The organism is Phycisphaerales bacterium (assembly GCA_035627955.1).
Taxonomy (GTDB): Bacteria; Planctomycetota; Phycisphaerae; order Phycisphaerales; family UBA1924; genus JAEYTB01.
Window position 1 is genome coordinate 25,765 of record DASPKU010000015.1, and the last position, 24,253, is coordinate 50,017.

Annotated in this window: 19 protein-coding genes; 10 read left to right on the forward strand and 9 right to left on the reverse strand. The window is 68.9% G+C overall.

Annotated elements, in window-relative coordinates; translation table 11 throughout:
* Nucleotide 1: 1 nt before the first annotated feature.
* Entirely contained in the window at nt 2-2,182 is a 2,181-nt protein-coding gene (locus VD997_12890) for a right-handed parallel beta-helix repeat-containing protein (GenBank protein ID HYE62885.1), read from the reverse strand.
* A 215-nt stretch (nt 2,183-2,397) separates the two neighbouring features.
* Between VD997_12890 and VD997_12895 the strand changes: the two genes are divergently transcribed.
* From VD997_12895 to fliE, 7 genes are all read left to right on the forward strand, one after another.
* Nucleotides 2,398-4,929 (forward strand): tetratricopeptide repeat protein, encoded by a 2,532-nt coding sequence (locus VD997_12895; GenBank protein ID HYE62886.1) that lies wholly within the window; start codon nt 2,398-2,400, stop codon nt 4,927-4,929.
* Between the two features lie 53 nt (nt 4,930-4,982).
* Complete coding sequence (locus VD997_12900; protein ID HYE62887.1) at nt 4,983-5,564, forward strand: hypothetical protein; 582 nt, start codon at nt 4,983-4,985, stop codon at nt 5,562-5,564.
* On the forward strand, nt 5,564-6,496 hold the full coding sequence (locus VD997_12905) for an ATP-binding protein (protein HYE62888.1): 933 nt from the start codon (nt 5,564-5,566) through the stop codon (nt 6,494-6,496). Before VD997_12900 ends, VD997_12905 begins: the two co-directional genes overlap by 1 nt.
* Entirely contained in the window at nt 6,493-8,022 is a 1,530-nt protein-coding gene (locus tag VD997_12910; protein HYE62889.1) for a sigma-54 dependent transcriptional regulator, read from the forward strand. The genes VD997_12905 and VD997_12910 overlap by 4 nt, the downstream gene beginning before the upstream one ends.
* A 201-nt stretch (nt 8,023-8,223) precedes the next feature.
* Nucleotides 8,224-8,667, forward strand: coding sequence for a hypothetical protein (locus tag VD997_12915; protein HYE62890.1), 444 nt, complete (start codon nt 8,224-8,226; stop codon nt 8,665-8,667).
* Nucleotides 8,668-8,711: 44 nt separating this feature from the next.
* Nucleotides 8,712-9,131 carry a flagellar basal body rod protein FlgC gene (gene flgC / locus VD997_12920; protein HYE62891.1) on the forward strand — a complete coding sequence of 140 codons (420 nt, stop codon included), beginning with the start codon at nt 8,712-8,714 and terminating at the stop codon, nt 9,129-9,131.
* 65 nt (nt 9,132-9,196) lie between these two features.
* Nucleotides 9,197-9,559 carry a flagellar hook-basal body complex protein FliE gene (gene fliE, locus VD997_12925; protein HYE62892.1) on the forward strand — a complete coding sequence of 121 codons (363 nt, stop codon included), beginning with the start codon at nt 9,197-9,199 and terminating at the stop codon, nt 9,557-9,559.
* Nucleotides 9,560-9,677: 118 nt separating this feature from the next.
* On the opposite strand, the gene VD997_12930 is transcribed toward fliE, so the two are convergent.
* From VD997_12930 to VD997_12940, 3 genes are read right to left on the reverse strand one after another with little or no spacing between them, the layout of a single operon-like run.
* Entirely contained in the window at nt 9,678-10,142 is a 465-nt protein-coding gene (locus VD997_12930; protein ID HYE62893.1) for a thioredoxin family protein, read from the reverse strand.
* A 48-nt stretch (nt 10,143-10,190) separates the two neighbouring features.
* Entirely contained in the window at nt 10,191-10,625 is a 435-nt protein-coding gene (locus VD997_12935) for a response regulator transcription factor (GenBank protein ID HYE62894.1), read from the reverse strand.
* Nucleotides 10,622-12,982, reverse strand: a complete 2,361-nt coding sequence (locus VD997_12940) for a PAS domain S-box protein (GenBank protein ID HYE62895.1) — start codon at nt 12,980-12,982, stop codon at nt 10,622-10,624. Before VD997_12940 ends, VD997_12935 begins: the two co-directional genes overlap by 4 nt.
* Nucleotides 12,983-13,164: 182 nt before the next feature.
* Here VD997_12940 and VD997_12945 point away from each other — a divergent pair, with 182 nt between their 5' ends.
* Both VD997_12945 and VD997_12950 read left to right on the forward strand, forming a co-directional pair.
* Nucleotides 13,165-17,490 (forward strand): glycoside hydrolase family 38 C-terminal domain-containing protein, encoded by a 4,326-nt coding sequence (locus VD997_12945; GenBank protein ID HYE62896.1) that lies wholly within the window; start codon nt 13,165-13,167, stop codon nt 17,488-17,490.
* Complete coding sequence (locus VD997_12950; protein HYE62897.1) at nt 17,487-18,728, forward strand: HupE/UreJ family protein; 1,242 nt, start codon at nt 17,487-17,489, stop codon at nt 18,726-18,728. Before VD997_12945 ends, VD997_12950 begins: the two co-directional genes overlap by 4 nt.
* Before the next feature lie 36 nt (nt 18,729-18,764).
* Here VD997_12950 and VD997_12955 read toward each other — a convergent pair whose 3' ends face one another.
* On the reverse strand, nt 18,765-19,649 hold the full coding sequence (locus tag VD997_12955) for a DUF1559 domain-containing protein (GenBank protein HYE62898.1): 885 nt from the start codon (nt 19,647-19,649) through the stop codon (nt 18,765-18,767).
* A gap of 88 nt (nt 19,650-19,737) precedes the next feature.
* Here VD997_12955 and VD997_12960 point away from each other — a divergent pair, with 88 nt between their 5' ends.
* Nucleotides 19,738-20,439, forward strand: coding sequence for an SOS response-associated peptidase (locus tag VD997_12960; protein HYE62899.1), 702 nt, complete (start codon nt 19,738-19,740; stop codon nt 20,437-20,439).
* Between the two features lie 12 nt (nt 20,440-20,451).
* Here the strand turns inward: VD997_12960 and VD997_12965 are convergent, their stop codons facing one another.
* The 4 genes from VD997_12965 to VD997_12980 are packed head-to-tail and all read right to left on the reverse strand — an operon-like array spanning nt 20,452 to nt 23,908.
* Complete coding sequence (locus tag VD997_12965) at nt 20,452-22,158, reverse strand: RDD family protein (protein ID HYE62900.1); 1,707 nt, start codon at nt 22,156-22,158, stop codon at nt 20,452-20,454.
* Between the two features lie 17 nt (nt 22,159-22,175).
* Nucleotides 22,176-23,156: a hypothetical protein gene (locus VD997_12970; GenBank protein HYE62901.1), complete on the reverse strand. Its 981-nt coding sequence runs from the start codon at nt 23,154-23,156 to the stop codon at nt 22,176-22,178.
* Nucleotides 23,157-23,160: 4 nt separating this feature from the next.
* On the reverse strand, nt 23,161-23,724 hold the full coding sequence (locus VD997_12975) for a hypothetical protein (GenBank protein HYE62902.1): 564 nt from the start codon (nt 23,722-23,724) through the stop codon (nt 23,161-23,163).
* 28 nt (nt 23,725-23,752) lie between these two features.
* Nucleotides 23,753-23,908, reverse strand: coding sequence for a hypothetical protein (locus VD997_12980; GenBank protein HYE62903.1), 156 nt, complete (start codon nt 23,906-23,908; stop codon nt 23,753-23,755).
* Nucleotides 23,909-24,253: the final 345 nt, after the last annotated feature.

Here is a 24,253-nt window from a genome sequence, read left to right on the forward strand (position 1 = left end):
CTTAGCACGAGCCCCCGCCCAGCACTCGGAAGAAGCTCTCGATGTCCTGGTCGGTGGCCGTGTCCCCGTCGCGGTTGAAGTCGGCGGAGCCGCAGGTCTCGCAGCACGTGCCGCCGATGCACGCGAAGAACGCCTCGATGTCCTGATCAGTGCCCGTATCGCCGTCGCCGTTGAAGTCGGCGCTGCATGACACGCCCTGGAACTCGCACGCGCCGATGTCCACCGCAGGCTCCTGCCCGGGCACCGCGTCCATCATGCTGGTGTCATCGATACGCCGCGCCACCCCGCCCGCATCCAGGGTGACATTCGCCGGAAGCACCGCCGCGTTGCCGGCATCAATAAGGGGCGACGCCGGTGCCAGCCGCAGGTCGCCCAGCTCATCATCGGCTGTCCGCCAGACGCCGTCGGGGCCCGCCGAGGGCATCCGCACGAACCGCGGGTCCACCTGCATGTCCCCCGGCCCGGTCACGCCCGTCCCCACATCCGAGTACGAGATGTTCGACGACCCGCTCACATCCGACGGCGCGTTGTCCCAGATCACCGAGTTGGCGATCGTCGAAGGCACCGCCGCCATCGTGTGCACGCCGCCGCCGCGGGCATCAGCCGCCGTCGACCGGTTGGCCACGATCGTCGAATTCACGATGGTCGGCGTCGAGAGGACTGCGTTGGCGACCCCGCCCCCACGCTCGGCTTCGTTCCCCACAATCACGCACCCCACCATCGTGGCCGACGTGTGGAACCCGTTGAGCACGCCGCCGCCCCACCCCTGATCCACCCACGTCGCCTTGTTCCGCGTGATGATCGAGTTCACGATCAGCGGCGATTCGCCCTCGACATAGATCCCGCCGCCGCCCACGCCGGCGATGTTCGAATCCACGATGCAGTCAGCGATCACAGAGTTCGAGAAGTACGCGCTGATCCCACCCCCCACCGGGAACTGCCCGCCCGAGGCGATGTTCCGCTCGATGGTGCAGCCATGGGCCGACGCGCGGCTCATTAGGATGTACAGCCCGCCCGCCTCATTCGCAACATTGTCGCGGATGACGCAGCGCACCACCCGCCCCGTACTGTCCTCGTTGAAGTACACGCCCCCGCCAAAGGTCGCCTGGTTGGCTGCGAACACGCAGTCCACCACCAGCGGGTCGCCGCCGGTGGCCCAGAACCCCCCACCGCCGCTCCCGCCGCCGCCGCCCGAGCCCTCGAGGTCATCCAGCGGCCCCGCGAGGTTGTTGGTGAACGTGCACTCGCGCACCGTTGGGTTCGCGAACTTGGCCGCGACACCCGCCCCGCCCGTGTGCGCGATGTTGTAGCTGAAGGTGGACCGCAGGATCGTGGGGCTGCTGCCCTCGGCGGTGTACATCCCCGCCCCGAAGTTCGCGAGGTTGTACGTGAACAGCGAATCCTCCACCCGCGCACCCACATAGCTCCGCGAGTACGCCCCCGCCCCCTCCTGCGGCGTCTCGTTCCGCGTGAACACGCACCGCGTCGCCACCGTCTGCGACTGGAAGTGCATGTACAGCCCGGCCCCCAGCAGCCCGCCGTAGTTCCGCCGGAACGTGCACGCGACCAGCGTCGAACTGCCGTGGTCGTTCACCGCGCCGTGGTTGCTGGCGTAGTTGTCCTCGAAGATGATGTTCTCAAAGTGCGGGTAGGAGTCGTAAACGTTGACACCGCTGCCCTGGTCCTGGCTCTCGGGCGTCGCGCCCAACGCCGCGCCGTTCGCGTGCCCGCCGCTGATCGTGAACCCATCCAGCCTGCACGTCCCCAGCCCGACCGCGACTACCACGTGGTACGCGTTGTCCGCGCGGTTGGCCCAGTTCGGCGCGTCGTTGCCCAGCAGGTCGCCCGACAGCACCGTCACGTTGCTTGCCCAGTCGCGCTGCTCGCGCGCAGTTTCGGTCCCGGCGAACCCGCCATACAGGTTCACCCCCGTCTTGAGCGCAAAGCTTGCCGTCCGAGCAGTCCCCGGCCGGTACGTACCCGCCGCCACCCAGATCTCATCCGAAGGCGCCGCCCCGTTAAGCGCCGCCTGCAGATCGGTGTAGGCGTTGGCCCACGAGGTGCCGTTGTTCCCGCCCGTGGCCGCGTGGTTGACGTAAATCACAACGCCCATGGCGTTTACGCCAAAGGTCGTCGCGGCTAACGCCGCCACTAAGGCCGGGGTGACATGTCGTGCACTCATGCAGGTCAAGGCCAGTCTAACCGACTGGGCCACCACGGCCCAGGGTTTGTCCAAGATCGGCGATCCGAGGCTCCTGATCTCCGCAGACAGCAGAAGACGGGTTGCCCACACGCCATCCCCAGGATGTTTTTGCGCATGTCTGAACTGCACCCGGGGGTCTATCCGATAACACCCGCTGATCCCCCCACCTCGCGGGATCTCTTATAAGGATCAGCGTGCCCCAGCCGTCCCCCCAACCCGAGCAGAACCCGCACCCACGCCAGACATGGCGTGACGTGTGGCAGGTCCCCGTCCTGGGGGCCTCGGTCCTGCTGCTGGCCGGGGGTCTCGCGGCCGCGTTCGTCACCCGCCCCAAGCCCGATCTGAACGCCGGCATGCAGGGTGCCAAGCAGCAGATCGAGGCCCGGGCCTACGAGGACGCCCTCCGCATACTCAACGACGACGTCCTGCCCGGCATCAGCAAGGGCACGCTCACGCCCGACCAGCGCCGCGAGTTCCACCTCCTCCGCGCCCGGGCGCTCTACCTCGGCCAGAAAGAACTCAACCTCGACCGCGCCGAGAACCACCGCGCCATCGTCTCCGAGTACATGGAGGCCGAGCACCTCAACGCGGCGCTCACGGAGCATGATCAGCAGTACCTCTGCACCTCGCTGCTGGCGCTAGGCGAGGTGGAGCGGGCTGTCCGCCGGGTGCAGAACCTGCCCGACTCGTCACGCGAGGCCCGCACCGCGCTCATCAAGCGTTGCATCGACGCGGCCACCACCGCCAGGCCCCCGAACCCCACTCTCGCCCTTGACCTGATCACCTTCCTGACCGGCGACGCGCAACTCTCGCTCGAGGACCGCGCCTGGGCGCTCGCCCGCCAGGGACGCGTGCTGCTGGCGCAGGGCTACGCCTCAGAGGCCGTGGGCAAGATCGTCAAGTCGCTCCCGCGCCTCGACGGCGCCAGCCCCGCGATGCTTGGGGAGATCCACTACACGCTCGCCCGCGCGTTCGAGAAGCAGAACGAGCTCGAGGAGTCGGCCCAGGAGTTGGACAAGGCCGCGGCCCTGCTCGAATCCGGCAGCCCGCTCATCCCATCGCTCACGCTGCTCCAAGGCCAGATCTACCATCGCAAGCCGGGCCTCGGCTCGGCCCGCGACCGTTACCAGGCGATCATCAACAAGTTCGCGCACTCGCCCGAGCTTGTCGGTGCGCTGCTCGGCATGGGGGAGGTCGAGGCCGAAACGCTGTTCGCTCAGGACAACGGCCAGGACCGCGGCGAGGGCGGCGACGCCGCGGGCGCCCTCACCCGCTCCCTGGACTACTACACGCGCGTCGTGGAGCTGGTCCGCACCTCCCCGTCATCCCCCGACGGCGCCGCCGTCACCCCAGATCGCATCGGCGAGAGCCTGCTGGCCCGCTGCCGCGAGCAGGTGGAGGCCCGCAAGCCCGACTACCGGCGTGCCCTCCAGTTCGCTGATCTCGGGGAGCAGCTGTTCGGAGTCGATAAAGCGCCGCCCGAGCTGCTGCTGGTGCTCGCCCAGGTGCACCAGGAGCTCGCAGAAGAAATTCTCGCCAGCGCTACCGCCAAGGGCGGCGTGCTCAGCCTGGCCGACGCCGACCCGGCCACCCAGCGTGAAGCCCGCGAGCACCTGGTCCGCGCGGGCGAGTACTACCGCAACCACGCCGCACGTGTCGTCGCCGCGAACGTCGGCCTCTACGGCGAGTCCCTCTGGGCCGCGGCCGACGTCTTCGACCGCGCCGGAGACACCGACGCCGCCATCAGCGCTTTCCAGCAGTTCGCCGCCGACTTCCCCACCGACGTCCGTCAGCCGGAGGCCAGCTTCCGCCTCGCCCAGTGCTATCAGGCCCGCGGCGATCTCGAACTCGCCGCGAAGATCTACCGCACCCTCATCGCGGGGCGCGATAAGGGCGAGCAGGCCGGCCCGTTCGCCGATGCCAGCTATGTCCCCCTCGCGCAGACGCTGCTGACCGATGCGGACCATGCGAACGACGCCGACGCCGAGAACCTGCTGGTCTCGGTGGTCAACGGCGCCCTGGGCGGCACCCGCGCGCCCGCGTTCCGCGACGCCCTCCGCGAGCTCGGCCAGCGCTACTACGTCAGCGGCCGCCACGAACGCGCCATTGAGCGCTTCGAGGAGTTCCTGACCCGCACCGCTCAGGATGGCACGGCTACGCCCCCCGGCGCGGTTGAGAGCGTGCGCTACAAACTCGCTGATTCCTACCGGCTTTCCGCCGCCGGGCTGGCCGCGCAGCTCGCGAGCGGTGCAATGCCCGACGGTGAACGCCGTGGTAAAGAAGAAGCGCGCGAGAGCCGGCTCCGCGCCGCCTCCGCAGCGTTCGAGCAGGTCCGCACCGCCCTCGAGGCCCGCTCCCACCGCACCGCCCTCGAAGACCTCTACCTGCGCAACAGCTACTACTACCTCGGCGCCTGCGCCTTTGACCTCAAGGACTACACCGGCGCGATCGCCCACTATGACGCCGCACGCGAGCGCTACCCCAAGGACCCGGCGTCGCTCGTGGCCCTGGTGCAGGTGGTCAGCTGCTACCTCGCGCAGGGCGATGTGGCCAAGGCCGCCCTCGCGAACCAGCGGGCGCAGCGTTTCTACGACTCGATCCCCGCGAGCGCGTGGGAGGACCCAAACCTCCCGATGACGCGTGCCGACTGGAAGCAGTGGCTCGATGCTAAGGACGAGCTCCGGCGTGCCGGCGAGGGCGCCACCGCGGGGGTGAAGGACGAGTAGACGTTCGATCACTTGAACAAAGACGCCGGGGGACCCGGCGAGGAAGGTCACGGATGACCAGCTTCAAGCCTCACGCAGGCGCCTCACAATCACACCCACCGGCCCAGCCGCACGCCAGCGGTGCGCACCCGCGGACGCACGCGCCCGCCGCGACCGCCGCGCACACCACCGGCCACACGCCGGAGAACTGCGAGTCGTGCGTGCGCGAGTACCTCGCGGTGCTCACGCAGCAGCGGGCGCTCCTGGGCGAGCTCGACGCTCTCAGCCAGCGGCAGTCGCTGCTCATCGACGAGCCCGTGCTCGAGCCGCTGCTGATGGTGCTCGAAGAGCGCCAGCAGGTGATCGACCGCATCACGCAGACGGCCCGTCTGGTGGAGCAGCTCCGCCCGCAGTGGGACCGCACGCGCGACCACGTGCCCGAGGCGCACCTGCGGCAGGTCGAGCGCGAGCTGGAGGCCGTGAGCTCGCTCGCCGAGCAGGTGCAGAAGCGTGACGAGCGCGACCACGCCCGCCTCAAGCAGCGGCTGGAGGGCGTCACCAGCGAGCTCGCCGGCCTGGCCACCTCCAAGAAGGCCGCGAACGCGTACACGCCGCAGCAGACCGTGCTCCCCCGCTTCCAGGACCGAAAGGGCTGATGAGCAGCGTCGCCGCCACAACCTCTGCCGCCGCGCACACGCTGGGCCCGGCTGACCTCGCCGAGCTGATGGGCGCGTTCAACGACGTCACCGCCAAGCTCCAGGCCTCGCACGAGCAGCTGCGCGCCGAGGTTGCACGCCTCACCCGCGAGCTGGGCGAAGCGAACGCTGCCTTGGAGCGCTCCCGCCGCCTCGCGGCCCTGGGCGAGATGGCCGCGGGCATCGCCCACGAGATCCGCAACCCCCTGGGCTCGGTGCGGCTCTACGCCCGCATGCTGGAGCAGGACCTGACCGACCGGCCCGGCGAGCAGGGCATCGCGCTCAAGATCGCCGGCGCCGCCCGTGTGATGGACGGCATCGTCAACGACGTGCTCACATTCTCCCGCGAGTTCCGCCTCCGCCCGCAGCCGATCGACGTGCCCGACCTGTACGACCGTGTGCTCGAATCCTGCTGCCACGACGGCGTGCCGGGCTGGAAACACGTGACGGTCGTGCGCAAAGACCGCGGCGCCAACCTGCCCGGGTTCGAGGCCGACCACAGCCTGCTGCAGCAGGCCCTTGTCAACGTCGTGCGCAACGCCTTCGAGGCCATGGCCGACGTGCCCGACCGCACGCACGCGCTCACCCTCGCAGCTTCCGCCTGTGACACCGAGTCGATCGTGCTCAGCATCCGCGACACCGGCCCGGGTATCCGCCCCGAGGTCGTGGATCGCATGTTCAACCCGTTCTTCACCACCCGCAACACCGGCACGGGCCTGGGCCTCGCCATCGTGCACCGCATCATCGACGCCCACGCCGGTCGCGTGAGCGTGGCCAACAACGACGACGGCCCGGGGGCCACCGTCCGCATCGAACTCCCCCTGCGGGTCGCCCCCGCCGCGACCCCCGCCCCCACCACAGACCCGATCCACGTTCTGGAGACTGTCCGATGAAAACCGTGCTGGTTGTCGACGACAAGGAAATGATGCGCGACAGCGTGTGCGTCACGCTCGAGCGGGCCGGCTTCACCGTGGTGAGCGCCCCCGACGGCGCCGCGGCCCTCGAGACAATCGCCAAAAAGCGCCCCGACGCCGTCGTCACCGACATGAAGATGCCGCACATGACCGGCATCGAGCTGCTGGAGAAGGTCCGGCAGATCGACGACGAGCTGCCCGTCGTACTGATGACCGCCTTCGGCACGATCGAGACCGCCGTGAAGGCCATGAAGCTCGGCGCCTTCGACTACCTCACCAAGCCCTTCGAGGGCGACGAGCTGATCATCTCGCTCAAGCGGGCCATCGAGCACCGCCGCCTGATGCGTGAGAACGCCGTGCTGCGGGCCGCGGCCGGGGTTTCCGAGGGTTCGACCTCGCCCGCCGGCGCGAGCACGAATGGGCAGTCGACCAAGAGCCGCGCCGGCCTGGACCGCCTCATCGGCAACTCCGAGGCAATGAAGAAGCTCCGCGAGGCCATCCAGTTCATTGCCAACTCGCATGGCACGGTGCTCATCACCGGCGAGTCGGGCGTGGGCAAGGAGGTCGTCGCCCGCGCCATCCACGAGTGCAGCCCGCGCTCTCAGGGGGCCTACCTTGCCGTCAACTGCGCCGCCCTCTCCTCCTCGCTCCTTGAGAGCGAGCTCTTCGGTCACGAGCGCGGCGCCTTCACCGGCGCTGAAAAACTCCGCAAGGGCCGCTTCGAGCTCGCCGACGGCGGCACCCTGCTGCTGGACGAGATCTCCGAGGTCAACCCGCAGATACAGGCCAAGCTGCTCCGCGTGCTCCAGGAGCGGGCCTTCGAGCGCGTGGGCTCATCGCTCACGATCGGCGTGGAGGTCCGCGTCATCGCCACCAGCAACCGTGACCTGCCCGCGACCGTCGCCAAGGGCGACTTCCGCCAGGACCTCTACTTCCGCCTCAACGTGCTGCCTGTGCACGTGCCCCCGCTCCGCGAGCGGCTGGAGGACGTGCCCGCGCTGGCCAATCACTTCGCCGCCCAGGTCTGCGCCCGCGAGGGCCGCGCCGCCCTCCGCTTCGCCCCCGCTGCCGAGTCGATGCTCATGGCCTACAGCTGGCCCGGCAATGTCCGCGAGCTGCAGAACATCTGCGAGCGGGCCGTGGTCCTCAGCGGCGGCATGCCCGGCGCGCTCCGCGACGGGATGATCACGCCCGAGCTGATCGCTCCATGGGTCACCCCCGCCGCGGCCGCGACCTTCGTGCGGGCGATGCCCATCCAGCAGATCGAGGCCAAGCCCCACGGGCACCTCAATGGCGAAAGCGGCACGAGCGGCCTGAACGGGCACGCCGGCAACGGTGACACCCGCCCCCTTGAGGAAATCGAGCGCGAGGCGATCGTGGCCACCCTCACCCGCTTCAACGGCCACCGCCAGAAGACCGCCACCGCCCTGGGCATCGGCGTCCGCACCCTTGGCCTCAAGCTCAAGAAGTGGAAGGAAGACAAGCTCGTCGCTGACACCCTCTAGCCGAAGGGGGATTGAACCACAGAGCCCACAGAGCACACAGAGGAAGGCGGCTGAATCGGATTTGAAGCACTCACCTGCCGCTCAGCGACCAACCTCCCTGACTTGGCTTGGTTCTGATCCACGTGCCTCCCTCTGTGCCCACTGTGTGCTCTGTGGTTCAAACCCATCTTCGTTCGGCACAGGTCTTGCAGGAACCCCACCGTGATCGATGGCCTCCACAACGCCGGCGCCCTCCCCGTCCTGGAGAAGGTTCTCCAGTTCTCCGGCCAGCGCCAGAAGCTCCTCGCCCACCACGCGGCCAACATCGATACCCCCGACTTCCGCCCCCTGGACGTCTCGGTCACCAGCTTCCAGCACGCCCTCGCCCGCGCCGTCAAGGAGCGCCGCGAGGCCACCGACGGCAGCACCGACCAGGCCCCGCTTGAGTTCCAGGGCACCCGCGAGGTGCAGGTCGGGCGTGACGGCCGCCTCACCCTCACGCCGCGCACCCCCACCGGCAACATCCTCTACCACGACCGCAACAACCGCGATGTCGAGCGCCTGATGCAGGGCATCGCCGAGAACGGCCTGATGTACAAGGCCACCGTCGACCTCATCCGGCGCGAGCACGACCTCCTCCGCACCGCCATCAGCCAGCGAGTCTGACCGCACGCGCAGAAACGACCGCGCAGAACTAGCAGGAGACGCGCATGTACGGCGCACTGGATATCTCGGTCAGCGGCATGATCGCCCAGCGCGCCCGCCTGACCGCCATCTCGGCCAACATCGCCAACCGCACGGCCGTGCACGCCGACGGCACCCCCTACCGCGCCCGCCACGTCATCATGGCCCCCGGCGACCCCACCGCCCGCGACCCCCAGGGCCGCCGCCTGGGCGTGCACGTCTCCGAGATCCAGATCGACCAGACCCCCTTCCGCATGCGCTGGGCGCCCAATGACCCGCGGGCGATCAAGGACGGACCGCAGAAGGGCTACGTGCAGGAAAGCAACGTCAACCCGGTCATGGAGCAGGTCAACCAGCTCGAGGCGACGCGGGCCTATGAGGCCAACGCCGTCGCTGCCGAGGCGACCAAGGCCATGATCGGGCAGGCACTCCGCTTGCTTGGGTAAACTGGAACCGTTCGTGACGAGCCCCGAACGCGGTGAGGGGTTCCGAGCTTCTCGAAGGATCGACCATGGCAGACCCACTCGGGCTCATCGGCGGCAACGGCGGGATCAACCCGTCGGCCTACCCGCGCCCGTTCATCAAGGGCCCCGGCGGAGCGGGGGCACCCGGAGCGGCGGACGCCGCGGGCGCTGCGGGCGCGGCAACGCCCGGCGCCTCCTTCAAGGACGTGCTGCTGCAGAACCTCAACGAGGTCAACAGGGCCCAGCAGGACGCCACCCGCGCGGTGGAGGACCTGGCCACCGGCCAGCGGACCGACATCGAGGGCGTCATCCTCGCCACCCAGAAGGCCGACAACGCCTTCCGCATGCTCCAGGCCCTGCGCAACAAGGTCATGGACGCGTACGAGGAGGTGAAGCAGATCCGCACCTAACCCCTGGGGCTTGGTCGCTGGGGCAACCCTTCACGAAGTGCGATCAGGCGCAGAAAGAAAGCCACCGCTTTGGTGGCTTCGTTCGTGCGCTCAGTACGCGGTTCGCCGAACAGGCCGCTCACCCAGCGTGCTGGTTCAGCCACTGCAGCAGCGCCCCCGCGTCCATGTAGCCCATGTTGCGGGCCAGCTCCCGTCCGTCCTTCATCAGAATCACCGTGGGCATACCGCGGATCTGCAGCTCCTTGGCGGCGGCGGGGTCCTTGTCCACATCCACCTGCACCGCCAGGCCGCGGTCCTTCATCCAGGCGGCCAGCTCGGGCTGCGGCCAGGTATCCCGCTCCATCGCCTTGCAGGGCGGGCACCACGTCGCGGTTGCGTCCACCAGCAGCAGGCGCGAGCCGGCCGCGCTCTTGGCCTCCGCGTAGCTCATAGGCGAGAAGAAGGCGGCGTGACCGCCGGACTCCGCCGCGCCGGCCGGCGCGGGGGTCGCAAGCGCGGTCTGCCTCTCGCGGCTCTTCTGCAGCACCACCGACCCGCCGATCACCACGCCGATGAACAGGATCACAATCAGCAGACGACCCATGCGGCACCTCCGGTTGCGGCCCCCCTGTGGGCCGGCAGCTCAAGGGTATCAGGCCAGCCCAGCCGCCGCGGCCGCGTCGGGGCACACGAAGAACTCGCCCGCGGCCACCTTGCGGATCGCCTCGGTGATGTAGTCCGGGTCGCGGTGCTTGCCCACGTACCCGAGGGCGCCGGCGTCGATCGAGCCCAGCACGTACTCGCGCTTGAGGTGCCCGCTCAGCATCAGCACTCTGGTGTTGGGGAACCTGGTCGCGATGTCCGTCACGAGCTTGCAGGTGTCCACGCCCGGCATCTGCATGTCCATGAGCACCAGCGCAGGCTCACGCTCCTGCACCGCGTCGATAACGCCCTCGCCGCCGGTGAGGCCGCACTCCCAGCGCAGGCCGGGCGTGCTCTTCACCATCCGTTCCAGCGAATCCACCATCAGCGGGTTGTCGTCCACGGCGATCACGCCGACATCCAGCACACCAGCATTCGAGGTCATGGGTGACCCTCCCGGCTATCGGCCGCGCCCACCCCCGGCGCAAACGCCCGCTTCAGTAATATTCGCAGCTCCGACACGCCGGGGCGCACCCCGGCAAAGAGAACACGCTCGTTCTTCGGCACTTGGCCCCCGGATTCTCCATTGCTGGCCGGCGCCGGAGCTTGCCCCAGCACCACCGCCCACCGCCCGGGCTCTTTCGCGAAGTCGCACGCCTGGTGGGCGCGGCTCTGATCCACCACCCACACGCTGGCCATCGGCACCTCGTTCTCACGCGACTGCTTCGCCTCGATGCCCACTAGCTTCATCGCCCACTGCATGTACGCCAGCGTGCGGGGGTCAGAAACACTGATCGCCGCCGTTGGCCGCTCGCCCGCGGGCTGCGACTTGAGCTCCACCGTGGGCAGCTCAGCGGCCCGCAGCACCAGCGTGAACGACGCGCCCTGGCCCGGCGCCGTCTTGAGTTCAACTTCCCCGCCCACGCTGGACGTGATGCCAGCAACCAGCGAAAGCCCGAGCCCGCCCGAGAGCCGTCGGTGTTTCGTTGAGAAGAACGGCTCCATGCACCGCTGACGCACTTCGTCAGTCATCCCTGGGCCGTGGTCGGTCACGTTCACCCGCACCTGAGCCTCGCCTCCCGGACCGACGCCCGGTCCCGCAGAGACCTCGATCGCCGGGTCGGAGTCGGTCCCTTCCAGCGCCTCGGCCGCGTTCTGAACCAGGTTGAACACCGCCTGCAGCAGCTGGTGCGGGGCGATAGCGGCGACCAGCCGCCCGTTGGCCGCGCGGTGCACGTCCCACTTGAGGCTCCCCGACCGCGGCAGCACGGCCTTGAGCACCGGCTCCGCCGTCGGCCACCACTCCTCCAGGTCCGTGAAGCCCGCCCCCGACTGGCGCGGGTCGGCCGGGTCCATCGCCAGCATGCGCAGGCTGCGGGACAGCCCCTGCACGTACGACAGCCCCGCGTCGATCGCCTCGATGTCGGCCCGGGCCGTGTCTGAGCGCACCTCGGCGCGGATGGTCTGCACACGCAGCCGCAGCGGCAGCACCAGATTCCCGATGTCGTGCCCCAGCCCCTGCGAGAGCGTGCCCAAGGCCGTCATGCGCTCGGCCGCCCGCAGCTGCGCGTGCGTCTTCTCGAGCTCAAGCGTCCGCTGCTCCACCAGCCGCTCCAGCCCCTCGCGGTACTCCGCCAGCTGCAGCTGATCGATCCGCTCGCGCGTGATGTCGCGATCCACCGCTAGGATCACCGTGCACCGGCCCTGGGCGTCTCGCTCGAAGGGCGTCAGTCGCGCCCGCAGGATCGCCCACGCTCCCGTCGAGTTGAGCGCCCGGTGCTCAAAGTCCAGCAGCTCACCATCGGACAGCTCCGCCGCACGCCGCAGATTTGTGATCACCGCCTCCTGGTCCTCGGGATGGATGATCGGGTTGCCGGTCGCCGCGCCGCCGTGCCCCCGCAGTTCTTCGAGGGTGTACCCCATCGTTTGCGTCACAGCCGGGTTGATGAGCACCGGCAAGAAGGTGTCGACGTCGATGAGGAACACCATGTCCGGCAGCGTCTGCGTCACCCTGGCGAAACGCTGCAGGGCCGCGTCGCGCTCGCGCTCCATCGCCTTGCGGGCGGTGATGTCGCGGGCGATCTTGGAAACGCCGATCACGCGCCCGGTCTCATCCCGCACCGGCGAAATCGTCAGGGACACCTCGACATCCCGCCCTGAGCGCGTGCGGCGGAATGTCTCCATGTGGTCGATGCGCTCCCCCTGCATGATCCGGGCGAGGATCTCCTCCTCTTCCTGCAGCCGCTCCGGAGGGATCAGCGTCTGGATGGGCTTACCAATGATCTCGTGAGCCTGGTACCCGTACAGCCGCTCGGCCGCGGGGTTGAACGAGAGGATCCGCCCTGACAGGTCTTTGGAGATGATCGCGTCGTCGGAGTTCTGCACGATCGCGGCCAGGCGCGATTCGGTCAGCTGCTCCTGGGTCTTGACATCCGCGTACTGCTGGAGCGAGCGCCTGGCCAGCCGCACCGAGGCCCATAGCCCAGTGATGATCAGCAGCGAAAACGCCAGCGTGATGGCGAGTACGCCAGGGTCCATGCTCCCGTGCGGGGCGACCACCACCAGCTGTGCCGCGACGAACCCCAGGAGCGAGCAGACCCAGAACACGCCCCCCCGCAGCAGCCACGCCAGCGGCACCAGCGCGCCCCAGAGCGTGATGAGTTCCAGCCTTCCCTCGAGCCAGGGTTCCATCAGGACCCGCAGCCCCAGCGCCGCGGCGACAATCGCCAGCCCCGTCAGGAGCTGCACCACGACCGGCGAGGTGTGGATCGAGTACGGGAGCTGGACCTTCGCCTGCGCCAACAACAATGCCCTTCCACAGTCGCGACGCACCCGCGCAGCCGCCCTGCACGAGCCATGGTAGCAGACGGTGCAAGGGCTCTGTTCGTGGGCGAAACCCTTGGGGCGATCCGACCCGGTGCGCGGTACCATCGCCTCCCCCCGGCGCCCGCTCGAACGCGCCGGGACACTGGAGGTACTCGCTGATGACCCGTCTCCTGGTGCTCGCCGCCGGCCTCGCCGTGACTGTCTCCTCTGCCTGGGCACAGACCGACTCCAAGCCGGCCACCCCCGCGCAGCAGCCCGCCCTCACCAAAGTCCCCGCCGCAACCCCCGACCTCACCAAAGAGCCCACGCTCTACGTCGTCGGCTACGCCCACCTCGACACCCAGTGGCGCTGGTGCTACCCGCAGGTCATCCGCGAGTTCATCCCCGCGACCCTCCGCAACAACTTCGCCCACTTCGAGAAGTACCCGAACTTCGTCTTCAACTTCTCCGGCAGCCGCCGCTACCAGATGATGAAGGAGTACTACCCGCAGGATTACGAGACGCTCAAGAAGTACATCGCCGGCGGCCAGTGGTTCGTGTGCGGCTCCAGCGTCGACGAGAACGACGCCAACGTCCCCAGCGGCGAGTCGCAGATCCGCCACGTGCTCTACGGCAACCAGTACTCCAAGCGCGAGTTCGGCACCACCTCCGAGGAGTTCATGCTCCCGGACTGCTTTGGGTTCCCCGCATCGCTCCCTAGCGTGCTTGCCCACTGCGGCCTCAAGGGCTTCTCCACCCAGAAGCTGACCTGGAACGCCGTGGTCCCCATCCCCTTCAAGGTCGGCGTGTGGAAGGGCCCCGACGGGCGCGGCATCGTCTCCGCCCTCGACCCCGGCGCCTACGTCGGCGAGGTCCTCGAGAATCTCGCCAACAGCAACGGCTGGAGCACCCGCATCGCCAAGAACGGGGAGCGCTCCGGCGTCCTCGTCGATTACCACTACTACGGCGTCGGAGACCGCGGCGGCGCCCCCACCGAGAAGTCGGTCAAGATGGTCGAGGAGAGCCTGCGGACCAACGGCAAGGTCAAGGTCATCTCCAGCAAGGCCGACGACATGTTCAAGGCCATTACGCCCGAGCTGCGGGCCAAGCTGCCGACCTACACCGGCGAGCTCGAGCTGATCGAGCACTCCGCCGGCTCGCTCACCTCTGCCACCATCATGAAGCGGTGGAACCGCAAGAACGAGAAGCTCGCCGACGCGGCCGAGCGCGCCAGCGTCCTCGCGTGGCACCTGGGCCAGGCCTACCCCAATCAGAAGCTCGAAGACGCGTGGTACCTCGTGCTGGGCTCGCAGATGCACGACATCCTGCCCGGCACCAGCCACCCCTACGCGTACGACTACTCGCAGAACGACGAGGTCATCGCCGCGGGGCAGTTCGGCGATGTGCTGACCAGCGCCGTGAGCGGCGTCGCGTCGCTGATGGATACCAGCGGCGAGGGTGTGCCGCTGGTCGTGTACAACCCCGTTTCCATCGACCGTGATGAGGTTGTCGAAGCCGAGATCCCCGGTGACAGCGGCAAGGGCGTCGTTGTCACCGGCCCCGACGGTAAGCCCGTCCCCACGCAGGTGCTGAGTACCGCCGACGGAAAGACGAGAATCGCCTTCCAGGCCCGCGTCCCCAGCGTCGGCTTCGGCGTGTTCCACGCTAAGGTTGGGCAGGCCGCGAAGCACGAGGCCGTGCTGAAGGTCACCGAGCGCACGCTCGAGAACTCCCGGTACAAGGTCACCTTCAACGACGCGGGCGACGTGTCGTCCATCATGGACAAGCAGGCCAAGCGCGAGCTGCTGAAGGCCCCCATCACGCTCCAGCAGTGCTACGAGAAGCCCGCCCAGTGGCCCGCCTGGAACCAGGACTGGAACGACCGCGTCAAGCCCCCGATGGAGGTCGTCGGCGGGCCCGCGGCGTTCAAGATCGTCGAGAACGGCCCCGTGCGGGTCTCGATCGAGGTCACCCGCTCGCAGGGCGCCTCCACCTTCCGCCAGGTCGTGAGCCTCACCGAGGGCGACGCCGCCGCCCAGGTCCGCTTCGACAACACCATCGACTGGAACGCCGGCGAGCGCAGCCTCCGCGTCTCCTTCCCCCTCGCCGTCAGCAACAAGACGGCCACGTGGGACGGCCAGACCGGCTTCGTCGAGCGCGGCAACTCGCACAAGCAGCAGTTCGAGTACGCCGGCCAGCAGTGGATGGACCTCACCGACGCCAAGGGTGAGTACGGCGTCGCCATCAGCAACGACTGCAAGTACGCCAGCGACAAGCCCAGCGACAACACGCTCCGCCTCACCCTGCTCCACACGCCCGGCGTGCACAACGAGTACCAGGACCAGGCCTGCCAGGACATCGGCCGCCACGAGGTGAGCTTCGCAGTCCAAGGGCACGAGGGCGGCTGGCAGAACGCCCGCACACCCGCCCTGGCCGAGGCCCTCAACCAGCCCATGCGGGCCTTCCGCGTCCGCGCCCACCAGGGCCGCCTCGGCCGCGAACTCTCGCTCGCCAAGGTCGAAGGGCCCGCGGTCATGATCACCGCCATCAAGAAGGCCGAGGAGGGCGACAACACCATCGTCCGCCTCCGCGAGCTCACCGGCCGGCCCATCAACGGCGCCCGCATCTCCTTCCACGGCGGCATCGCCGAGGCCTACGAGGTCGACGGCCAGGAACGCCGCATCTCCGACGCCAGGGTCGACAAGGGCGCGCTCGTGGTCGATATGAACGGCGCCGAACTCCGCGCGTTCGCCTTCAAGCCCGCGCCCCGCAGGACCAAGGACGTCCCCCCCACAGTCCAGCCGCTCGCCTGCACGCCCCTCACGCTCGAGCACGACGCCGACGTCGTGAGCACCAACGCCGCCCTCAAGGACGGCTCGATGGACGGCGCGTTCACCTACCCCGCCGAGCAGTTCCCCGCCGGCACCTTCACCAGCGACGGCATCGCCTTCAAGCTCGGCGGCGCCGGTAATGGCCAGAAGCAGGCCACCACCTGCAAGGGCCAGACGCTGCAGCTGCCAGACGCCAACGGCGGGCGTGTGTACCTGCTCGCCGCGGCCGTGGGCGACGACGTCACGACCGATGTCACCATCGGCGATCAGGCCACCCCCGTCACCTTCCGCAGCTGGCGCGGCTACGTCGGGCTCTGGGACCGTCGGGTCTGGGGCGGCACCGTCGAGGAGACCTCCTTCAACTGGCAGAACCCGCTCGTGGGCCTGGAGCCAGGCTTCATCAAGGACACCTCCGTCGCCTGGTACTGCTCGCACCACCACGGGCACGACGGTGACCAGTACTACCGCTATTCCTACCTCTTCAAGCACCCGATCGACGTGCCCAAGGGCGCGACCACGCTCAAGCTCCCCGACAACGCCAGCGTCCGCGTGTTCGCGGCCACCTTCGTCGCCAATCCCCCCGAGGCCGCGCCCGCCGCGCCGCTCTTCGACACGCTCGCCGACCGCGCTCAGGACGCCCCGCTGGTAAAGGTCGAAGGCAACAACCTGAGCGACGTGACCACCGTAAACATCCAGCCGCGCCTCTTCTACGGCCCCGGCCAGCTCCGCTACACGCTCGACGGCAGCGAACCGGGGCCCAGCTCGCCCGAGTTCACCGCGCCCATCACCCTCTACAAGCCCACGACCGTCAAGGCGGCGGTCGTGCGCAACGGCGCCGCCGGGCCCAGCGCGGCCGTGCACGTGAACGTCAACGACACCACGCCCCCGAGCGTCACGTCGCTGACCACCTCCTACATGAGCCCCCAGGTCCGCTTCCAGCTCTCCGAGCCCGTGGACAGCCCCGTCGGCATGTTCTTCTCCCCCGGCGTGATGATCACCGCCATCAACCGCCAGCCCGACGGCCGCACCTACATTGCCGAGCTCGAGAAGCCGCTCGAGCCGGGCAAGACCTACACCGCCACCATCTCCGGCGGTCAGGACCGCTCCCCCGCCGCCAACGGCATGCAGCCCCAGAAGCTCCAGCTCTCGGTCCCCGCTGCCCTCTACGCGCTCGACCGCGTCACCCCCGAGCAGATGGGCAAGGAGATCAAGGTCGACGGCCTGCCCACCCGCGGCAAGGACCCGTGGACCCTCAACCTGTTCGTCAAGCCCGCCAAGCAGCCCGAGCCGCGCACCATCATTGCGGGCTTCGGCGCCTGCAAGCAGCAGACCAGCGGCGGCGGCCGCTACCTCTCCCGTTTCCAGGGCGTGCACTTCTGGGCCCACAACAGCGACGTCGCGAGCCGCGCGCAGCTGGAGGTCGGCAAGTGGCAGATGCTGACCGCGTCGTACGACGGCAACAAGCTCCGCCTGTTTAAGGACGGCAAGAAGATCGGCGAGCGCGAGGTCACCCTCGCGGACGACGCCAGCGTGGTCAACATCGCGCCTGTTGATCCGTGGGACGGCAAGCGCCGCTTCGAGGGCGAGATCCGCGCCCTGACCATCTGGCCAACGGCGATGGACGAGGAGTCGCTCAAGGCCCTGCGTGAGAGCGTAAAGGTCGACGACCAGTGAGCGGGCGGCTGCTCCAAGTCCTGGCCGCCGCGGCGATGCTGCTGGTGGCCTTCGCGCCGGCGGGGGCCCACCCGGGCATCTTCGCCTCCGCGCTGGTCAAGGTGGAGGCCGACGGCATCGTGACGGTCACCATTCGCCACGACGCCCTCGCGTTCGCCCTGGACGCGCTCCCCGCGGTGGTCGAGGACGAGCCGATGCTTGCCCTGCTCGACGGCCCCGACCGCGCCCTCGACGCCACGCTTGACGAAACCCGTCAACGCTTTGTCGAGCAGTTCTACCTCGAGGTTGATGGGCGGGCGGTTCCGTTCGAACTGCTCACCAGCCCCACGGCCGCCGACGTCCGCGAGTGGGAGCGCTCGCAGGCCGTGCGTGCCCTCCCCGTTCGGCTCGACTACATCGCCCGCACCCGGGTCCCTTCCGGCGTGCACACCGTCTCGATGATGTTCCCGCCCGCCATGGGCGACGTCATCACCACCTTCGACCGCCCGAACTTGGAGCCCTTCGCACTCCCCATCGGCACCGCCGAGCTCTCGCCCCCGCTCGATGTGCACGTGCAGTCTCCGCCACCGGCGGCCGCGAGTGATGCTTCGCCCACGACAGACACACCGCCCACGAGTTCGCCCACAACGGCCCGACAAGATTCCGCTCCCGCCGCCGCCGCGTCCCCCTCGCTGGCAACGGTGGCGCGCCAGTACATCGCCCTCGGCTTCGCCCACATCATCCCCAAGGGCCTCGATCACGTGCTCTTCGTGCTCGGCCTCTTCCTGCTCAGCCCCAAGCTCAAGCCGCTCCTGTGGCAGGTGACCGCCTTCACCCTCGCCCACACCCTCACGCTCGCCCTCACCGTCATGGGGAAGCTGCCCGACGTGCCGAACATCGTCGAGCCCCTCATCGCCGCCTCCATCGCGTTCGTCGCGGTCGAGAACCTCGTCACCAGCAAGCTGCACGCGTGGCGCCCGCTGCTGGTCTTCGCCTTCGGCCTGCTGCACGGCATGGGCTTCGCCGGCGTGCTGAAGGACGCCGGCCTGCCTGAGGGCCAGCTCGCCACCGCCCTCATCACCTTCAACATCGGGGTCGAGCTCGGCCAGCTCGCCGTCATCGCCGGCGCGCTCGCCCTCGTGGGCTGGTTCCGGGGCAAGCCGTGGTACCGTCCCGCGATCACCATCCCAGCCTCGGTCATCATCGCGGCGGTCGCGATCTGGTGGACGCTCGAACGCGTCGGCGTCGTCGGCAGCTGATCGGAGCGACCCAACCGCTTCTGCGCGAGCGACTCGCTAGCGGTAATCCCCGTCATCCCACGTATTCAGGTCCCGCAGATCGTTGGCGGAAATCGCGCTCGCGTGCCCGTCCATGTACATCGCGTTGGCACCGTTGCCGTGCCGCTTGGGCGCCGTCCGCGGCCAATACCTGGGGTCCCCGCTCTCGGGCCCGTTGATGTTGCTCACCCGCCAGATGTCGTAGAAGATTGACAGCTCAAGGTCCGAGTTCGCGTTCACGTTCGCGTACCCCGAGCGCACGTTGCCAAGGTCATCCGCGTAACACGTCAGGTACAGCACCGGCGAGGTCCGCGGCAGGCGCCCCAGCTGCTGCGGCGGCTTGGTCTCGTTCTCGTTGTGCGTGATCGTGTTGCCCACCCGCACGAACCGCACCCCGTTCACCACATAGTGGATGTTGTGGTCGTCCCGAGGGCGCGCGGGGTCGCGGTAGTACACCGAGTCCTTGAAGCGGTCGTTCAGCCCGCCGGTATCGTCATTGCAGTGCGCCCGCGAGTCCAGGAACGGCCGCAGGCTGTACGCCCAGGAAATGTTGTACGCCGAGTGCTGGCTTGCCGGGTTCCACGCTCGGTACCACGCGGGCACCAGCGGCACCCGCCCCGTCGACGAAGGCGGCGGGCTCCCGGGGTAGGGCAGCCGCTCGCTCGTGCCCGATTCCCGCGGAATCCATTCCTTGTAGGCGTTCGCGTAGCTCATCAGGGCCGCGCCGATCTGCCGCTGGTTGCTCAGGCACACCACCGCCCGCCCCGCCTCCCGCGCCTTGCGCAGCCCCGGCAGGAGCAGCCCCAGCAGGATCCCGATGATCAGGATCACGACCAGCAGCTCGATCAACGTGAACGCACGGCTGCAGTCCCGACCGGCCTGTCCGCGTTTCGTGTTCAACATACGAGCGGGCTTCCCGACCCCTCACCCCAGTGTACCTCACCCCGCAACCCTCTGGGAACCCCATTCGCAGCCCACATAAGATGCCCCTATGTGCGGGCGGTTCCTGCTCATTACCCCAGCCAGGGTCGTCGCCGAGCTCTTCCGGGCCCACGCCGGGCTCACGGGCTCGCAGGACGCGATTCTCTTCCAGCCCCGCTACAACATCGCCCCCTCGCAACCGGTCCTGGTGGTCCGCAACACGAAGGATGGCACCGGGCGCGAGCTCGCCGGCATGCGCTGGGGCCTGGTCCCAAGCTGGGCCAAGGACGAGTCGATCGGCCTCAAGACCATCAACTGCCGCTCGGAGACCGCCCTCGAGAAGCCGATGTTCCGCTCGCTCTACGAGCGCCGCCGGTGCCTCGTCCCCGCCGACGGCTTCTACGAGTGGAAGGCCGTCCCCGGCCGACGCACGAAGCAGCCGATGCTGATCCAGGTGCGCGAGGCAGGCCAGCCGAAGACCTTTGCCATGGCCGCGCTGTGGGACCGCTGGCGCCCGCCCGAAGGTGAACCGATCGACTCGGTCACCATCCTCACCACCGCGGCCAACGAGCAGGTCGCGCCCGTGCACGACCGCATGCCGGTTATTCTGCCCGCGTCCGCGTGGGACGACTGGCTCGCCGCCCGCCAGCCCGCGCCCAGCGCCGTCGAGCTCTCGCTCACACCGGTCAGCACGCTCGTCAGCAATGTCCGCAACGACGGCCCGGACCTCGTCCGCCCGGTTGCCGTGGAAGAGCAAGGCGGCCTCTTCTAGCCATCAGGCTTGTCACGACTCCGGCGTGCTGTCGTCCTCGCCGTCATCCTCGACCACCACGGCCGTGCCGGCCAGCTGATCGCCCTTGTGCCGCCCACCCGCGTCCAGCAGCCCGAACAGCGCCAGCGGCGGCAGCCCCCACTTCACCGCATTCCGCAGCAGCGACTTCCACACGAGCGGCGTTTTGGCCCCCCCGTCCTTCGCCTTACCCCCACCGGTGCCAGAGTGCATCTCCACCACCGCGCAACCGGTCACCATCTTGCCCAGTGAGCGCCCCAGCAGTGCCTCCAGCACGCCGCCGGTGACCACCAGCAGCCCCAGGGCAACGAACATCGCGTTCTGCGCCGGGCCGCTGTTCCACAGGCCCGAGCCGAGAAACTCGCCCACGGGAATGCCGATGATCCGGCACGCGATCAGCACGCCGATGCACAGGTCAATCAGCGACGCCAGCATCCGCCGCCCGGGCTCCGCCAGCGACACCCCCGGCGGCAGGTGCACCGAGTCCTTGGGCGTCGGCCGCCACAGGAACACCGCCACCAGCCCCGTCACGTACGCCAGCACCACGCCAACGAACCGGTAGTCCGAGCCGCTGATCGGACTGCCCAGGCTGATGCCGCCGTCGTAGGCCACGCTTCCGGTGCGCGCCGAAACCTCCGTGATCCGCAGGCTCGGTGCGTCCTTGTTCGTCTTCGCCCGTGTGTGGCTGACCACGCCGACGCGCCCGACGCCGTCCATCGCCACCAGCGCGCAGTCCGCCGTCGCGCCCGCGAAGGCCGCGACCTCGCGCCACGCGACCGGCGCCGCCACCGGCTGCGTGAACACCCGCACCCGCCCGTTCGCGTTCACCACGCTCACCACGATGTGGTCCGCGCTCCCCACCACCTCCACCTGGTCCGTCGGCGCCGAATCCTGCACCGGAACCGACAGTTCTCTCTGCGTCCACGTAGCCGAGGGCGTGCCCCCCGCCGGCGATCCGCCGAAGTCTGCGAGGAACGTCGTCCCGTGCACGGGCTCATTCGCCTTCCGCGGCGGGATCACCATCAGCCCAAGCCCCGCCTCCGTCGCGAACAGCCGCCACGCCGCCCGTGACACCGGCTTGCTGTCCCGCACCTCGAAGTTCGCCCCCGCGAGCGATTGCGCCTCCGGCGGCACCGGCACGCTTACCCACCCCCCGCGCGTCAGCACCTGCAGCACGAGCGTCTTTGGGTCCTCACCCTTTCCCGAGAGTCCCTGCAGCAGGGCCGCGTAGCCCTGCGGAGAACCCGTGAACCCCAGCAGCACCCCGTCAGCCCTCAGCGAGGGCAGCGTCTCCAGCCGCGGGCCCGAGGCCGCCCGCCACACGCCTGGCTCTCCCTGCACCACCGTGAGCGCCAGCACCGGGCGCCCGTGCAGGTTGGTCACGCCCCCGCCCGCATCCGCAAACACCATCGCGAGCTGATCGCCGATCGCCCCCATCCCCGCCGGCATCGACGCCAGCGTGGTCGCCACCCGTGCCTCGCCTTCGGGCGCCCCGATCACCCGCCCCGACCGCTCCGACACCACACCCCGCGGCGGCAGGTGCAGGATGATGCTCCGCGTGCCCTCGGGCTCAGGAATCGCCAGCCACCCATGCGTCACGGGCACGCCCGCGTTCACCGGCGCTTCCGACAACGAGCCCGCGCCCACGATGCCCGATGCCCGCGCAGCAAGCAGCGCGAATACCACCACACACACAATCACGCGGGCAGTGAACGGCGTCAACGCTTCTCAGCTCCGGGGGTCGGCGTCAGAACCCCCGCGCTGGGCCGCTCGCCGGCCGCGGGCGCGGGGTCCTGATTCTGTGCCCGCGCCTGATCGATGTCGACCACATTTCGGATATTGAAGTTCTGCAGCACCGCCTGCAGGTTAAACACCTGCACCCGCAGCTCCTGCCCGGGGTTTCTCGGCTCGTACACCGACACCGTCACCGTCGCCTTCTGCACCGGCAGCGACAGGTCGATCCGCTTGGTCACCTGCGGCCGAACCGTCGTGTTCCCCACCACTTCCACAGGCTGGAAGTCCGTGTGCACGCACGACACCACCGTGCTCCCTTGCCCATCGAGCAGCTCGATGCGAATCGGGGCGAATGTCTCGGGGTGCAGCGAGAACCGCCGCTCTCCCCACCGCCCCGGCAGCGTGACCACCAGCGCCCGCCCGTTCGCCGACCACGCGAGCCTCGCCTGATGGGCCTCGTCACTCCCGGGCTGCGGCAGCGGCTTGATCGCCAGCACCTCGATCAGGTCCATCGGATGCACCGGAATCCCGAAGTCGTTCACCGCCTCTGGCGTTGCCTTCGCGTGCGCCCCCACCATCGCCACCTTGGGGTCCTGCGTCAGGTCAATCCACCAGTACTGCTGCTCGTTGCTCCCGAGGTAGAACACCGGCTTGCCGACCTTGTCCACCCGCAGCGACACGCTCGCAGGCAGCATCACCTTCAGGTTCCCTTCCACCTGATTGCTGATCTGCTCGCCCTTCTGGTTCACCGCTGTAACGTTGAGCGCCACCAGCGCCTCCAGCCGCTCCAGGTGTGTCACCCGCCGGTTGTACCCGTTCGCCACCGCGTCGTAGGCCGGCAGTGCCCCGCGCTGGATGACCGAGCCCTCGTCCGCCGGCTTCGGTTGAGCACCTCCGCGGCATCCCACGTTCAGGGACACGACCCCGCAGAGGCACAGAACGCCCAGGCACGCGCGTGTGTTCATGACTTCATCCCTGCGTCGGTGCGCTCTTGCCGTTCTTCGCGGGCGTGGGCGCATCGGTCGCCACCACCTGCCCCAGCTGCTCGATCGCGTCGGCGATCGCCTGCTCGTCCAGCCCCGGGTCGGTCACCGCGATCGGCTCGCGGGCCGTGTCGCCGCTGCCCCGCGGCAGCACGCTCATGACACCCGGCTTCGTCCCCACCACCCGCAGCACGCGCCGGCGGATCAGCAGCAGGGACAGGATGTAGCGGAACGTCACCTGCTTCGGTTCAGTCGCCCCGCCCAGTTCCTCGAAGAGGTCCAGCAGCTCCGGATCGCCCAGCAGCGGCTGCTTCTTGGCCTCCTGCGCCTGGTAGGTCCCACGCCAGAACCCGAACATCCGCAGAGGCGGCTGCGGGCGTGCCCCGCCATCCCACTGAGCCGCTCCGTAGTCCAGCCGCTCCAGCCCCGCCTGGCCGTCCCGCTCGACCAGCACAGCCACGTACGGGTCGCCTTCCTTAAACATCGCCCCGGTCGCTGCACACTGCCCGGTCGAACGGGCCACGGGGTACGGAGAGCTCACAATCGCCATAGACCCGCAGTGTAGTGGCAAGATCTCTTCACGAAACGCAGCTCACCTCGAACTGCCGCTGCTCCGTCCCACCCGGCCCCACCACGAACCGCACGTCCTTCCCGCACTTGGGGCACCGCGCCAGGTACCGCTGACCGTCCGCCGAGCGGTACACCCGCAGGTACGCGTTCGCGCAGCGGAACATCACCTGAAGGAACGGCCGTCCACGCGGCCTGGCCGCCTCACTCGACTCGGTGATGTCAAAACTTCCTGACGGCGTGAGCGGCACTTCAGCATCCATCGGTGTACCTATCGACAAGTTCAGTGGTACCAGCGGAGTACGCGCGTGGATCTGTGCACACGTCCGAGAAGCCCGAACATCCGTCAGGGGTGGTTGCCGCGCATGCTTGTCCACACTAAACTTGGCCGCTCGTCAGATTCGGCTGTTTCTGCCGATACCACCGAGTGGCCCTTGTGCGCGGGTGTGTTGACGAACCGTTCACAGGTTGCCTGCAGTCGTGAGACCCCCGCACGGGCGGGGTGCATCCCC

Excerpts from the sequence above, each read along its gene's own strand:
- VD997_12890 (HYE62885.1), bottom strand. The coding sequence starts at position 2,182 with ATGAGTGCACGACATGTCACCCCGGCCTTAGTGGCGGCGTTAGCCGCG.
- VD997_12900 (HYE62887.1), top strand. The coding sequence starts at position 4,983 with ATGACCAGCTTCAAGCCTCACGCAGGCGCCTCACAATCACACCCACCG.
- VD997_12905 (HYE62888.1), top strand. The coding sequence starts at position 5,564 with ATGAGCAGCGTCGCCGCCACAACCTCTGCCGCCGCGCACACGCTGGGC.
- VD997_12910 (HYE62889.1), top strand. The coding sequence starts at position 6,493 with ATGAAAACCGTGCTGGTTGTCGACGACAAGGAAATGATGCGCGACAGC.
- flgC (HYE62891.1), top strand. The coding sequence starts at position 8,712 with ATGTACGGCGCACTGGATATCTCGGTCAGCGGCATGATCGCCCAGCGC.
- fliE (HYE62892.1), top strand. The coding sequence starts at position 9,197 with ATGGCAGACCCACTCGGGCTCATCGGCGGCAACGGCGGGATCAACCCG.
- VD997_12930 (HYE62893.1), bottom strand. The coding sequence starts at position 10,142 with ATGGGTCGTCTGCTGATTGTGATCCTGTTCATCGGCGTGGTGATCGGC.
- VD997_12935 (HYE62894.1), bottom strand. The coding sequence starts at position 10,625 with ATGACCTCGAATGCTGGTGTGCTGGATGTCGGCGTGATCGCCGTGGAC.
- VD997_12945 (HYE62896.1), top strand. The coding sequence starts at position 13,165 with ATGACCCGTCTCCTGGTGCTCGCCGCCGGCCTCGCCGTGACTGTCTCC.
- VD997_12955 (HYE62898.1), bottom strand. The coding sequence starts at position 19,649 with ATGTTGAACACGAAACGCGGACAGGCCGGTCGGGACTGCAGCCGTGCG.
- VD997_12960 (HYE62899.1), top strand. The coding sequence starts at position 19,738 with ATGTGCGGGCGGTTCCTGCTCATTACCCCAGCCAGGGTCGTCGCCGAG.
- VD997_12970 (HYE62901.1), bottom strand. The coding sequence starts at position 23,156 with ATGAACACACGCGCGTGCCTGGGCGTTCTGTGCCTCTGCGGGGTCGTG.
- VD997_12975 (HYE62902.1), bottom strand. The coding sequence starts at position 23,724 with ATGGCGATTGTGAGCTCTCCGTACCCCGTGGCCCGTTCGACCGGGCAG.
- VD997_12980 (HYE62903.1), bottom strand. The coding sequence starts at position 23,908 with ATGTTCCGCTGCGCGAACGCGTACCTGCGGGTGTACCGCTCGGCGGAC.